The 13914-nt window shown below is 38.5% G+C and carries 13 protein-coding genes and 1 other annotated feature; of the genes, 4 read left to right on the plus strand and 9 right to left on the minus strand.

From position 1 onward, the window contains the following. Positions 1-651: 651 nt before the first annotated feature. The 3 genes from CUS89_RS15050 to serS all read left to right on the plus strand — a co-directional run bounded on the left by CUS89_RS15050 (position 652) and on the right by serS (position 4093). Positions 652-1341 carry a response regulator transcription factor gene (locus CUS89_RS15050; protein WP_010734587.1) on the plus strand — a complete coding sequence of 230 codons (690 nt, stop codon included), beginning with the start codon at positions 652-654 and terminating at the stop codon, positions 1339-1341. Beyond that, positions 1328-2533, plus strand: coding sequence for a sensor histidine kinase (locus tag CUS89_RS15055; protein ID WP_181055380.1), 1206 nt, complete (start codon positions 1328-1330; stop codon positions 2531-2533). Before CUS89_RS15050 ends, CUS89_RS15055 begins: the two co-directional genes overlap by 14 nt. A 25-nt stretch (positions 2534-2558) precedes the next feature. Continuing rightward, positions 2559-2771: a binding site (T-box leader), on the plus strand. 50 nt (positions 2772-2821) lie between these two features. Beyond that, a complete protein-coding gene (gene serS, locus CUS89_RS15060; RefSeq protein WP_104872711.1) occupies positions 2822-4093 on the plus strand; it encodes a serine--tRNA ligase in 1272 nt (423 codons plus the stop codon). Positions 4094-4162: 69 nt separating this feature from the next. On the opposite strand, the gene guaB is transcribed toward serS, so the two are convergent. From guaB to rsmG, 8 genes are all read right to left on the minus strand, one after another. Further along, on the minus strand, positions 4163-5647 hold the full coding sequence (guaB, locus tag CUS89_RS15065; protein ID WP_010734584.1) for an IMP dehydrogenase: 1485 nt from the start codon (positions 5645-5647) through the stop codon (positions 4163-4165). 277 nt (positions 5648-5924) lie between these two features. Next, the gene (locus CUS89_RS15070; protein WP_019722877.1) at positions 5925-6257 is read right to left on the minus strand and encodes a hypothetical protein; all 333 of its coding nucleotides are present in this window, start codon (positions 6255-6257) and stop codon (positions 5925-5927) included. Between the two features lie 252 nt (positions 6258-6509). Next, a complete protein-coding gene (locus CUS89_RS15075; RefSeq protein ID WP_104872713.1) occupies positions 6510-7205 on the minus strand; it encodes a DUF1129 domain-containing protein in 696 nt (231 codons plus the stop codon). 80 nt (positions 7206-7285) lie between these two features. Next, on the minus strand, positions 7286-8386 hold the full coding sequence (gene ychF, locus CUS89_RS15080; RefSeq protein ID WP_104872714.1) for a redox-regulated ATPase YchF: 1101 nt from the start codon (positions 8384-8386) through the stop codon (positions 7286-7288). Positions 8387-8394: 8 nt separating this feature from the next. Beyond that, on the minus strand, positions 8395-8586 hold the full coding sequence (locus CUS89_RS15085; protein ID WP_010734580.1) for a DUF951 domain-containing protein: 192 nt from the start codon (positions 8584-8586) through the stop codon (positions 8395-8397). Positions 8587-8604: 18 nt separating this feature from the next. Then, complete coding sequence (locus tag CUS89_RS15090; protein ID WP_010734579.1) at positions 8605-9495, minus strand: ParB/RepB/Spo0J family partition protein; 891 nt, start codon at positions 9493-9495, stop codon at positions 8605-8607. Then, on the minus strand, positions 9482-10249 hold the full coding sequence (locus CUS89_RS15095; RefSeq protein ID WP_010734578.1) for a ParA family protein: 768 nt from the start codon (positions 10247-10249) through the stop codon (positions 9482-9484). Before CUS89_RS15095 ends, CUS89_RS15090 begins: the two co-directional genes overlap by 14 nt. Positions 10250-10260: 11 nt before the next feature. Then, positions 10261-10974 (minus strand): 16S rRNA (guanine(527)-N(7))-methyltransferase RsmG, encoded by a 714-nt coding sequence (rsmG, locus tag CUS89_RS15100; protein WP_104872723.1) that lies wholly within the window; start codon positions 10972-10974, stop codon positions 10261-10263. A 433-nt stretch (positions 10975-11407) separates the two neighbouring features. On the opposite strand from rsmG, the gene CUS89_RS15105 reads away from it, so the two are divergent. Continuing rightward, positions 11408-11932, plus strand: a complete 525-nt coding sequence (locus CUS89_RS15105) for a VanZ family protein (RefSeq protein ID WP_104872715.1) — start codon at positions 11408-11410, stop codon at positions 11930-11932. A 79-nt stretch (positions 11933-12011) separates the two neighbouring features. On the opposite strand, the gene mnmG is transcribed toward CUS89_RS15105, so the two are convergent. Then, the gene (gene mnmG / locus CUS89_RS15110; protein WP_104872716.1) at positions 12012-13913 is read right to left on the minus strand and encodes a tRNA uridine-5-carboxymethylaminomethyl(34) synthesis enzyme MnmG; all 1902 of its coding nucleotides are present in this window, start codon (positions 13911-13913) and stop codon (positions 12012-12014) included. Position 13914 lies beyond the last annotated feature (1 nt).

Here is a 13914-nt window from a genome sequence, read left to right on the forward strand (position 1 = left end):
ACTATTTTTTAAAAGTTTTTCGAACTCGTTTTTCATGAGGCCGTTTCAGCAACTCACTTATAATAACTTGTTGTTTGTTATTTGTCAATCACTTTTTTTGTTTTTTTTCTTTGCGAAACTAACTTCAATCAGTGAATCACTCAAAAGCAACTTCGTTATCTTATCATGTGTCAACAAACATGTCAATCACTAATTTAAGAATCGATTTGTTTGTTTACCGTTCTTTCGAACAAATAATAATATACCAACATCAATTTTGAAAGTCAACTAAAAAAAGGCTGATTTATCAACATTTTTAAGAGACTCGATCATTGAAAACAAGAAGTGCAAAATCATTCGCTTTTTCATATGTTTTTCTGCTTTTTCTACTAGAAATATCACAAGAATGTTCATCTTTTAATTTGTTTTACGAAACTTCTTTTTTTCGTCTATTATTGTGTAAGTGTTCCCAACTTATTACTTCTTTTAACTTACGTTGATCATTGAATGATCTCTCTTTCTATTTTTTGTCTCCTCCATTACCTTAGATTTCACTCTTCCTCCCTCTCCTCTTCTAAAATTTTCCTTAACAAAGCGCTGCTTTTATCTATTTATCTTTTTTTTTGCTAAAATATATAAGAGTAAACACATTAATCGATGGAGGATCTATTTATGAAAATATTAATCGCAGATGACGACAAGGAAATTGTTGAATTACTTAGTATCTACGTACACAATGAAGGCTACGAAGCAGTAAAAGCCTATGATGGAAAAGAAGCATTATCAAAAGTACGAACGATCCCTGATATTGAACTACTTATTTTAGACATCATGATGCCTGAAATGGATGGTATGCAAGTGGTGAAAGAATTAAGAAAAGAATCACAAATCCCTATCATTATGTTAACAGCGAAAACAACTGATATGGATAAAATCAAAGGGTTAGTTGCTGGCGCAGATGATTATGTGACGAAACCATTTAATCCTCTTGAAGTGATGGCTCGTGTGAAGTCTTTGTTGCGTCGCACAAAAATGCAAGTGACACCTGATCAACCGGATGTCCTAGAAGTAAATGCCTTGATCATCAATAAAGACTCACATGAAGTCAAAACAATCGATGGAAAAGAAATCCAATTGACTGCCTTAGAATTTGGTATTCTATATCTTCTTGCAAGTCATCCTAACCATGTATTCAGTGCAGATGAGATCTTTGAACGTGTCTGGAAACAAGAAAGTATTGTCTCTGCTAAAACAGTAATGGTTCATGTTAGTCATTTAAGAGACAAGATCGAAGAAGCAACAGGTGGAGAAAAAGTCATTCAAACCGTTTGGGGAGTGGGCTATAAAATTGATGCAAGATAAAAAAGTGATCGAAAAACGACGCCGGATCAATCTGACATCTAAAGAAATCAGTGAATTATTAGCAGAAGGAATCATTACGATCATCCTTCTGCTTCTATTAAATGTAGCTATGTTAGTCATTATCAGTTCGATCATCAGTAGTTCGCCTTCTTTGACAAACGCCATCTGGGATTCAAAAAATATTTTTGCCCAGCGTTTAGATAGTGATTTGTTTTGGAATGGTCGGAATTTTATTTTTCCTGTTTTCTTTCTATTAGATGTTGGCGTATTATACTGGCGATTGATTCGTCGCTACCGACAAATGCAATTGCGCCATATTATTAGTGAATTGCATTATATCGCTAATGGCAATTATGACCATCGTATTCCTTTCGAATTGAGTGGTGATCTTAGTCGTGTAGTCAAAAGTATCAATGGCTTAGTGGATAGTACGGTGGCGGCGATTGAAGATGAACGTAAAATCGAAAAATCAAAAGACGAATTGATTACAAACGTCAGTCATGATATTCGCACACCTTTAACTTCAATTATTGGCTATTTAGGTCTTATTGAAGATGGTCAGTACCAAACAGAAGAAGATCTGTTGAAGTATACCCATACAGCTTATGTCAAAGCGAAACAGATGAAATCATTAGTAGAAGATCTGTTCGAGTATACCAAGGTACGTCAGCCGGCGGTTCCTGTGAATTTCTCTGCATTTGATTTGATCCAATTGATTGAACAATTAGCAGCTGATTTTGAGTTAGAAGCTTCTAAAAAGGATATCCAAATTTTTGTTGAATCTCCGATCACTTCACTGATCATGGATGGTGATACCGAAAAGTTGGTTCGGGTATTCAATAATTTATTAACGAATGCTCTAAAATATGGTAAAGGAGCCACTAAAATCATCATTGAAATTGAACAACTTGGTTCAGAAGTCATCGTTGTTGTCAAAAACAATGGTGCCATGATTCCGCAACAAGCCATTGACAATCTATTTGATCGATTTTACCGCGTGGAAGAATCCCGTTCCCAAGAAACTGGCGGGACAGGGCTTGGTCTAGCCATTGCACAAAGTATCGTAGCATTACACGGTGGCTATATCTATGCGAAGTCAGATCAAGATTGGACGTCTTTTATCATGCATTTCCCACTAAAAAAGAATGAAAAGTTAGTCGGCAATCTGACAGAACATATTGACGGAAACTAAATTTTTCGCTATTCTTAGGATACAAATAAAAGAAAACAGTGAACCCAGTACATTTTATTTTTTTCAAGAGAGCTGATGGTTGGTGCAAATCAGTAAAAAATAATTTCGAAGTTCCAGTTCACCCAATGTGCCTTTCGAAATAAGAAAGGTCGGCAACAGCCGTTATCTGTTTACAAGTGCAGTCTCTACAGACTGAACTTGGGTGGTACCGCGAAACTCAAACCAGTTCGTCCCAAGATATTTCTTTGGATGAGCTGGTTTTTTTTATATAAAAAAGGAGGAAAAGTAATGTTAGATATTAAAATGATCCGTCAAAATGTTGATTATGTACAAGAAAAATTAACGTCACGTGGCGTTAAAAAAGAAATCTTAGCGGAGTTCGTGGAGTTAGATGAATCTCGTAGAAAATTGTTGGTTGAAAGTGAAGAATTGAAGAAATACCGTAATGATGTATCTGCTGAAATCGCCCAATTAAAGCGTAATAAAGAAGATGCAACTGCGAAGATCGCTGAAATGAAAGAAGTCGGCGGGAAAATCAAAGCACTAGACGAAGAAGTTGCACAAGTTGATGAAAAATTACAACTAATCGCTACAACTCTACCTAACTTACCTCATGATTCTGTGCCGGTGGGTAAAGATGAAGAGGATAACGTGGAAGCTCGTCGTTGGAGTGAACCTCGTCAATTTGCTTTTGAACCAAAACCTCACTGGGAAATTGCTGAAAATCTAGGTATTCTTGATTTTGAACGTGGGGCAAAAGTATCAGGAAGCCGCTTTGTTTACTATAAAGGATTAGGTGCTCGCTTAGAACGTGCCCTTTATAATTTCATGTTAGATCAACACATCTATGAACATGGCTATACTGAAATGATGACACCTTACGCTGTAAACAGCCAAGCCATGTTTGGTACTGGTCAATTCCCTAAATTTAAAGAAGATGTTTTCCAATTAGCTGATACAGATTTAACTTTGATCCCAACAGCTGAAGTTCCTTTAACAAACTACTACAGCAATGAAATCTTAGCAAAAGAAGATTTACCTGTTTACTTCACTGCACTTAGCCCAGCTTTCCGTTCAGAAGCAGGTAGTGCTGGTCGTGATACTCGTGGATTGATTCGTCTTCATCAGTTCAACAAAGTAGAAATGGTGAAATTCGCTGATGCAGAACATTCATATGAAGAACTTGAAAAAATGACTGCTGACGCAGAGGACATTTTGAAGAAACTGCACTTACCTTACCGCGTTATGACATTGTCAACTGGAGATATGGGCTTCTCAGCAGCGAAAACGTACGATTTAGAAGTATGGATTCCTGCACAAGATACGTATCGTGAAATCAGTTCTTGCTCAAACTGTGAAGATTTCCAAGCGCGCCGTGCGATGATCCGTTACCGAGATGCAGATGGAAAAATCCATTATGCACATACATTGAATGGTTCTGGTTTAGCAGTTGGGCGTACGGTTGCTGCCATCCTTGAAAACTATCAAAATGAAGATGGTTCAGTCACAGTTCCAGAAGTACTCGTGCCTTACATGGGGAACCTAAAAGTAATCAAATAAACAATAAAGCAGCTAAGTGATTCGTTGGCACGAATTGCTTAGCTGCTTTATTATGATCAAGAAGTTTGATTATGATTCTACAGAATAGTTTGGTGCTTCTTTCGTAATTTGTACATCATGTGGGTGAGATTCTTTCAGCCCGCTGCCACTCATTTGAATGAACTGTGCATCATCTCTTAATTGTTTTAGGTTTGCTGATCCAACATAACCCATTCCAGATTTTAAGCCACCGATCATTTGGAAGAGAATATCTGCCACACTTCCTTTGTATGCTACGCGGCCTTCAATACCTTCTGGCACTAACTTATTGGCTTCATTCGTGCCACCTTGGAAGTAACGGTCTTTTGAGCCTTTTTCCATGGCGCCTAATGAACCCATTCCACGATATGTCTTGAAGCGACGACCTTGATAGATTTCAAATTCACCTGGAGATTCATCGGTTCCTGCCAACATACTACCTAACATGACCGCATGTCCACCCGCTGCTAAAGCTTTGACGATATCACCTGAATATTTGATCCCACCATCTGCAATAATGGTTTTTCCATATTGGCGCGCAACTGAAGCTGCATCGTAAATGGCTGTTAATTGGGGAACACCCACACCAGCAACCACACGTGTCGTACAAATCGAACCTGGTCCGATACCTACTTTCACCACGTCAACACCAACATCGTATAAAGCTTTTGTTGCTTCTGCTGTTGCTACATTACCAGCAATCAATGTTGCATCTTTGAATGTTGTACGAATTTCTTGGATTTTACGGATCACACCTGCGCTATGTCCATGCGCCGTATCAATGACAATGGCATCTGCGCCAGCATCAAGTAAAGCTTGTGCACGTTCAAATGTGTCGCTAGTGACACCAACTGCGGCAGCTACCAACAAACGACCATGTTCATCTTTTGCTGCATTTGGAAACTCGATCACTTTTTCGATATCTTTGATCGTGATCAAACCACTTAATCGGCCTGCATCATCAACGATCGGTAGTTTTTCGATTTTATGTTGTTGTAAGATTTTTTCTGCATCTTTTAGAGAAGTGCCTACTGGGGCTGTTACTAAGTTTTCTTTTGTCATGACTTCGCTGATTTCGATATGGAAGTCTGTAACAAAACGCATATCACGGTTTGTAATAATTCCTACTAATTTGCGGTTTTCCAATGTTTCAACGATTGGCACACCACTGATACGGTATCTGCTCATCAATTCTTCAGCATCTGCGACCAAGTGTTGTGGTGTCAAGAAGAATGGGTCAATGATTACGCCACTTTCAGAACGTTTCACTTTACGTACTTCGTCTGCTTGTTCGCTGATTGTCATGTTTTTATGGATGACACCTAGACCACCCTGTCTTGCCATAGCAATCGCCATTTTGCTGTCAGTAACTGTATCCATACTTGCACTAATGATAGGAATATTCAATTTGATATTTTTTGCTAATTGTACACTCATATCCACTTCGTTTGGTAACACGTGACTTTCTGCTGGTATCAATAAGACATCATCAAAAGTAAATCCTTTTTTCGTGAACTTTGTTTCCCAGTTGGACATTTTTAGTACCACTCCTCTTGTTTAGTTTATCTACTAAAATAATCGATTTTCTTTTGTAAGTCAACAACTTCTACTAATCCCTTATTTTTTCTAAGGAACTACTCAGCGAATCCTAAAAAAAGAACGTACCAGCACAATGAAGCGTCTCCTAATGTTTGATCAAAATCAATCGTTGGTTAGCGCTCTCATATTGCACTGCACGTTCTTTTTTCTTACTCAATATTTTTACTAAGCTGAAACTAGTACACTTCAAGAAAGAAAAGATGCGGTTCACTTTTTAAACATTTGCTTCAATTGATTCTTTGATCTTTTCAATCTCATTCAAATAATATAGTTTATAGGGAATGCTTAAGCCTTTTTTCTTCGTTTCTTCGTCAAGGTACTTTTCATCGACATCTGTATACACAAATAAATCAGCAGTTAGTGTCTCTGGGTTTCTTGTATTATAGCTAATGAAATCCAGCTCGATTTCTGGTCCTAAAACAGACCGCATTTCTTTTTGAAACTTTCTTCCATGCCCAAGAATAAATTGTCCAGTTTTGATTCCGGCATAACCAAAAAGAGGCACTCCGTCAGCATTGATAGAAAATATCCATTTGACTTTTTTCATAATCATTCACCCTTCATCGTTTAACTATCTCGTTCAACAAGTTTTATAACATCAGTGATCATCTCTATTATTTGATAATAACACTCTTTTATTATTTTTTATAATAATAAAAAAAGAGTGTTTTGAGATCTTGGTCTTCACTGTCAAATCAATAGAAATAAACAATAAAAAAGAGAACGTGTAGCGTAATGCTAACACATTCTCTTCTTTATTGTTCGTCTCGTAAGTCACGTATTTTCTAGATCCAATAAATTATCTTCTTGGAACAGAAAGACTGCCAACGATGCCATATTTTTTCTTTAAATAGTAACGCAACGCAAGAGCCGCTGCACCAATGATGATGATCACTACTGGATCTAATAACGGGTTAACGATTGGAGGCAATAAGGTTGTTGCTGAAAAAGCAATGACCCAGATCAATGTCGTTCCACCTAGAATCAACAAGGTTTTACCCATTCCAGGTTTTTTACTACGATCAGCACCTGGATACTCATACTGGTAAATATACTTGTACATCAAGTAAAAGACCCATCCACCAATAGCTGAACCTAGTACAAGTGTGGTGATTCCATAAGCAGGCGTTGTTTCACGTGAAAACAATCCAGTGATTGCGATCATGACACTCAATAATCCGAGTAAGAGTAATGTATTGTCCAACCACATCAACGTTGGCGTCGAAGAAGTTTTCACTTCGACCGGTTTATTGATGATTGCTTCTGTTCTTTCAGATACCGTTCCAAATAATTGGCGGGCTGTTTTCCCACCTTTTTGTTCGGATACTAAAACGGGTAACATCTCATGCAAAGCCATTACTTTTTCTTCTTCTGATAAATTCGCTGCTTCTAGCGACTTCTTTAAGTCAAAAATATATTGTTGATTACGTTTTGTTAGTTGTTCTTCTAACTGCGCATTTTCTTTTACGATTTCGCGTAACTGTTCTGCTTCCATTATTTTACAGTCCTCCTTAGACGCTGACGGTTGTCACAAAAGACATTTTAACATATCACATACACCGTATGATAGCCTTTTTATACATTAAAACGGAATAACATAACGTCGCCATCTTGAACGACATAGTCTTTCCCTTCTAATCGTACACGTCCGGCTTCTTTCGCTGCGTGCATCGTTCCGTATTGGTCTAAATCTTCAAATGAGACTGTTTCTGCACGGATAAAGCCACGTTCAAAATCGGTATGGATGATTCCTGCAGCTTGTGGCGCTTTGATTCCTTTTTTGAACGTCCACGCACGAACTTCTTGTTCACCTGCTGTAAAGTACGTTGCTAATCCCAATAGGTCATACGCCGCACGAATCAATTGATCCAACCCTGACTCTTCAATGCCTAACGCTTCAAGAAACTCTGCTTTATCTTCGTCGTCCAGCTCCGCAATTTCTTCTTCTGCTCTGGCGCTAACGACAATAACCTCTGCGTTTTCTTCTGCAGCAAAATTGCGGACTGCTTGAACATATTCATTCGCATCTGCACTTGCTACTTCATCTTCTGCCACATTCGCAACATACAAGATTGGTTTTGTTGTTAACAAGAATAAAGATTTAACGATTTTTTGTTCTTCTTCTGTAAATTCGATCGAACGTGCAGAACGTCCATCTTCTAACACTGGTTTGATTTTCTCCAACACCGCTAATTCAGCGACTGCATCTTTATCTTTTGTTTTTGCAATTTTTGCCACACGTGTATAGCGCTTCGTCACTGACTCTAAATCTGCCAAGACAAGCTCTAGATTGATCGTATCAATATCTGCTAAAGGATCGACACGTCCTTCTACGTGTGTGATGTTGTCATCGTCAAAACAACGAACGACATGACAGATCGCATCTACTTGGCGAATATGACTTAAAAATTGGTTTCCTAATCCTTCGCCTTTACTTGCACCCTTAACGATTCCCGCAATATCCGTAAACTCAAAGGTTGTTGGGACAGTTTTCTTTGGTTTTACTAATTCTGTTAAACGTTGTAAACGCCAATCAGGTACTTCAACCATTCCAATATTTGGATCAATAGTCGCAAAAGGATAGTTGGCAGCCTCTGCTCCCGCCTTTGTAATTGCATTGAACAAAGTTGATTTTCCTACGTTGGGTAAACCCACAATTCCAGCAGTTAATGCCATAAATTCATTCACTCTTTCTCTACATTTTTTTCAAGTACTTTTTTCATTTTTTTCTCAAATTCTCGACGGGTCATCATCACGATATGACCGCAATTCATACATTTGATTTTGATATCAGCGCCCATTCGGATGATTTCCCAACGGTTCGTTTGACAAGCATGAGGTTTTTTCATTTCTACGATATCATGTAAGTCGTACATAACATAGCCTCCCTCTGTTTATTCTTCATCAAATTGAATATTTAGAATATCAAGAATTCTAGTTAAATCATTTTGTGAAAGATATTCGATTTCGATCTTACCTTTCCCATTCTTTTCTTGGATGGCGACACTTGTTCCAAATTTATCCATCAAGCGATCTTCACTCTCACGGATATAATACGGTTTTTCCTTTGCTAAACGTGGGATTTTTTTCTTTTCTTGCCCATCATTTTGATTCAGCTCGGAAACGATCTGCTCTAATTGTCGAACCGTTAGATTTTCTGTTACGACACGATTGGCTAATTTTAATATCAATTGTTTATTTTTTAATCCAAGTAACGTACGAGCTTGTCCCATAGATAATCGTTGATCTTGGACCATTTCTTTCACTAAATCAGGCAATGTCAATAAACGCAAATAGTTTGCGATATAAGGACGACTTTTCCCTAAACGACTTGCGACTTCAGCTTGTGTCAACTTTAAGTTCTTCATCAACATCTCGTAAGCTTCTGCTTCTTCTAAAGGATTCAAGTCTTCACGTTGTAAGTTTTCTAAAACTGCAACTTGCATCATCGCTTCTTCGTCGAAATCTCTGACAATTGCAGGAATCGTTTCTTTGCCAGCTAACTTAGACGCCCGGAAACGACGTTCACCTGCGATGATCTCATACCCTTTCACCGACGAACGACGAACAATGATCGGTTGAAAGACACCGGAGTACTCGATCGAGTTCGCTAATTCTTGCAATGATACTTCTTCAAATGTTTTACGTGGTTGATACGGATTAGGACGCAATTCGTTTAGTGGCAACTGAATGACAGTTTCATCTTTCACGTTAACTGTTTCTAAATTTTCCAAATCTTGAAACAGCGCGTCGATTCCCCGACCTAGTCCTTTACTTTTCTTCACGATCGACCACTTCCTTTGCTAATGCTTGATACACTTCAGCGCCCCTGGAACGCGGATCATAATCAATGATAGGTTTTCCATGACTTGGTGCTTCTGACAAACGAATGTTTCGAGGAATCACTGTGTCATACACTTTTTCACGGAAATACTTCCGTACTTCTTCTACCACTTCATTCCCTAGATTCGTTCGAGCGTCATACATCGTCAATAATACCCCTTCGATTTCCAATTCAGGGTTGAAGTGTTTTTGTACCAAGCGAACAGTATTGAGCAGTTGACTTAACCCTTCTAACGCATAATATTCACACTGCACAGGAATCAAAATCGAATCACTTGCAGTGAATGAGTTGATGGTTAGATGACCTAAAGATGGCGGGCAATCAATTAAAATGTAGTCGTACTGATCGTTGACTTCAGCCAATGAACTTTTCAACCGTGATTCTCTTGCCATCATTGAGGTCAATTCGATTTCTGCTCCCGCTAATTGAAGAGTGGCAGGCACAATACTCAAATTTTCATGTTCAGTAGCAATTGTCGCTTCAGCAATTGGTAACTCATTAACTAATACATCATAAATATCTTGTGTCACATCAGGTTTACGAATGCCTACTCCGCTTGTGGCATTTCCTTGTGCATCCATATCTACTAACAACACTTGTTTACCTAAACTTGCTAAACAAGCACCTAGATTTACAGTTGTCGTTGTCTTACCAACGCCGCCTTTTTGGTTTGCAACGGATATAATTTGTGCCATCTCTTCTCCTCCTACTTGATTGGTTGCTTATTCGGCAACCCAGGTTTTCTTGGATACTTCTTCGGTGTCGGTTTCTTTTTCTGTATGATCAGAATGTGGCGTTTGTCCGAAATTTTAGGTAGTTCGATTGCTTGCTCTCCGATAAATTTACCACCTAATTGCGCAATCGCTGGTTTCGCTTCTGCCAACTCTTCTTCACTTTTCGCAGCTTTCAGTGCATAGAAATAGCCCTCTTGTTTCACTAATGGTAAGCACAGTTCCGTCAATACATTCAAACGAGCCACTGCACGAGCAGTCACAAAATCAAATGATGCACGGAATTGCGGATTTTGCCCAAATGTTTCTGCACGATCATGGTAAAGAGATGCATCGATTTCTAATTGATTGGCCAACTCCGTTAAAAAAGTGATTCGCTTATTCAAGGAATCAACAATCGTTATTTGTAACTCAGGAAAAGCAATTTTTAAAGGAATACTTGGGAACCCAGCTCCTGAGCCGACGTCACATAAAGTCAGGCCAGTTGAAAAGTCAACATCAAATGCCAACGTCAATGAATCATAAAAGTGTTTTAAGTAAACTTCTTCTCGATCAGTGATCGCCGTCAAATTCATTTTTTCATTCCACTCCACTAATAAATGAAAATAACGGTCGAACTGCGCCATTTGCTTATCGGATAAATGAATGTCTTTTTCTGCCAAGACTTGGCGAAATTCTTCTGGTGTCATAATTTGTCCTTTCATTGTGAAACAGCTAATTGTTTCACAGAATCTCTTCCTACTTTAACGCAAAATGAGTCGAGTTGCAATCTTTCTATATATAAATTTAAAGGAGGTTATGCCAAATTCAGAAGTAGGTAAATTCTACCTCTAAAATAGAAAAATAATCAGCCATCGGACAACAAAAAAAAGAGTGTTCTGCCCATTGCTCACACTCCTTTATTTTCTATCTATTCTTTGAGTATATTCTAATATAAGGTTATTTTATGTATACTTATATAGAGAAAATAATTATTTTTATACGATAATCTTTGATTAAACAGACAATTCAAACTGATATGAACAAAAAAAGGAGGAGTGTCAGATAAAACTAAAAACAAAAACGTTATTATTAAATTTTCTTTTACTACTATCTTGCCTACTTTTTTCTCGATGGTTTTTCATGCGTTATCTCTATTATTATTCTATTACGCTTTTTCCACCATCTGGTCCTGTCGACTTCTGGTTTCCTTTCTTCTTAGTGATAATCATTACGTTATTCCTTTATGTCAGTCTTCAATGTGTTTTTACAAGAAACATCTATCGGGAATGGCTGATCTTTTTTTCTTTACTCTACATCACCTTTCTCATTTATTTACTTTTCTTAAAAAATATCGGGATACGAGGCGTAGAATTTCAATTATTTTCATGGGTGAAGGATTTAATTTACGGTGATCCGATGATTGTGCTGTTTAATATTTTGCTGTTTCTACCTCTAGGCTGGTTTTTACCGGTAAGTTGGAAGAATACTATCTTAGTCATTTCATCTGTCTTAGGCGTTGAATGGATTCAATATTTCTTTTACCTAGGTATTTTTGATTTAGGGGATGTTTTTGTAAATACTTGTGGGTTTCTTATTGGTGCATGTATAAATAGGTGGCTGATCAGTCGATGGGATATTCAGGTTTCTTCTTTTTTACATAAGTGATTTACTCTATGTTCTTGCTAATGAAAAAACAGCCGACGAATCAATCATTCGTCAGCTGTTTTTTTATTTAGTGCTTTATTTAAGCAGATGTTTCCACTTTCGTAATCTTCCCTTGTTCGATGTAGACCATCAAAATGCTTAGGTCTGCTGGATTGACACCGCTGATGCGGCTTGCTTGGGCGATGGTTTCTGGACGGATTTTTTGAAGCTTTTGTTTTGCTTCCGTTGCTAATCCGTTGATCGCGGCGTAGTCAATGTTTTCTGGGATGCGTTTGGCTTCCATTCGTTTTAGTTTTTCTACTTTTTCTAATGCTTTTTTGATGTATCCTTCGTATTTCAGCTGGATTTCAACTTGCTCAATTTCTTTACGTGTTAACTCCGCATTTTCTGGAATAAATCGTAATAGATCGGCATAAGTGATTTCTGGGCGACGCAAGAAATCACTTGCTAGCACACCATCTTTTAGTGGTGCAGCATTCAATTCTGCTAAAAAGGCTTGGACTTCTGCTGTCGGTTTGATACGAACGTTCATCAAACGTTTGATTTCTTGTTCAACGGCTGCTTTCTTTTTCAGGTAAGCAGCATATTGATCTTCTTTTACTAAACCGATCTGGTGACCCATTTCTGTTAGGCGTAGATCAGCATTATCATGACGAAGAAGTAACCGATATTCTGCTCGGGATGTCAGTAAGCGATAAGGTTCATTCGTTCCTTTTGTGACTAAATCATCGATCATGACACCGATATAGCCGTCACTACGTTTGATGACTAATGGCTCTTTTCCTTGAACTTTCAATGCTGCATTAATTCCTGCGATCAGCCCTTGTCCCGCTGCTTCTTCATATCCACTTGTCCCATTTGTTTGACCGGCCGTATAAAGATTTTCTACGACTTTCGTTTCTAATGTTGGACGCAACTGGTGTGGTTCGACTACATCGTACTCAATGGCATAGCCCGTACGCATCATTTCTGCTTTTTCCAATCCAGCAATCGAATGCAACATATCCACTTGGACGTCTTCTGGAAGTGAAGTTGAAAGTCCTTGAACATACACTTCTTCTGTATTCAATCCTTCTGGTTCTAAAAAGAGTTGATGACGAGGTTTGTCTGCAAAACGGACGATTTTGTCTTCGATCGATGGGCAGTAACGTGCGCCGACACCTTCAACGATTCCTGTAAACATTGGTGCGCGGTGAAGATTGTCACGAATGATTTGATGGGTCGTTTCACCTGTATAAGTCAACCAACAAGGTTCTTGTTCTAAGTTATAAGCACTATCCGGTGTGGCAAAGCTAAAATGATTTGGTTCCTTGTCCCCCGGTTGTTCTTCTGTGACAGAGTAATCGATCGTACTTGATTTCACACGTGGAGGCGTTCCAGTTTTAAAACGATCAATGGCAAAACCTAATTCTTTTAAGTGATTGGCTAACCCAATTGATGGTTGTGAGTTATTCGGACCAGACGAATATTTTAATTCACCGATAATAATCTCACCACGTAATGCGGTACCTGCAGTGATAACGACTGCTTTTGAACGATAGCTTGCACCGGTTGAAGTGACTACACCACGACAACCCCCATCTTCAACGATCAATTCTTCGACGATTCCTTGTCTTAACGTCAAATTGTCTTCTTTTTCAATTGTATGTTTCATTTCATTGGCATAGGCATGCTTGTCTGCTTGTGCTCGTAATGCTCGGACAGCAGGTCCTTTCCCAGTGTTCAACATTCTCATTTGAATGTATGTCTTATCAATATTTTTACCCATTTCGCCGCCTAGTGCATCAATCTCGCGAACGACAACACCTTTGGCTGGACCGCCGACGGAAGGGTTACATGGCATAAATGCCACCATGTCTAAATTGATCGTTAATAGTAACGTTTTGGTTCCCATGCGTGCAGCAGCCAAAGCGGCTTCTGAGCCAGCATGTCCTGCGCCGACAACGATCACATCATATTCTTCTGCTTGATAATGATTCAAG

This window comes from Enterococcus mundtii, assembly GCF_002947535.1.
In the GTDB taxonomy this organism is placed as follows: domain Bacteria; phylum Bacillota; class Bacilli; order Lactobacillales; family Enterococcaceae; genus Enterococcus_B; species Enterococcus_B mundtii_B.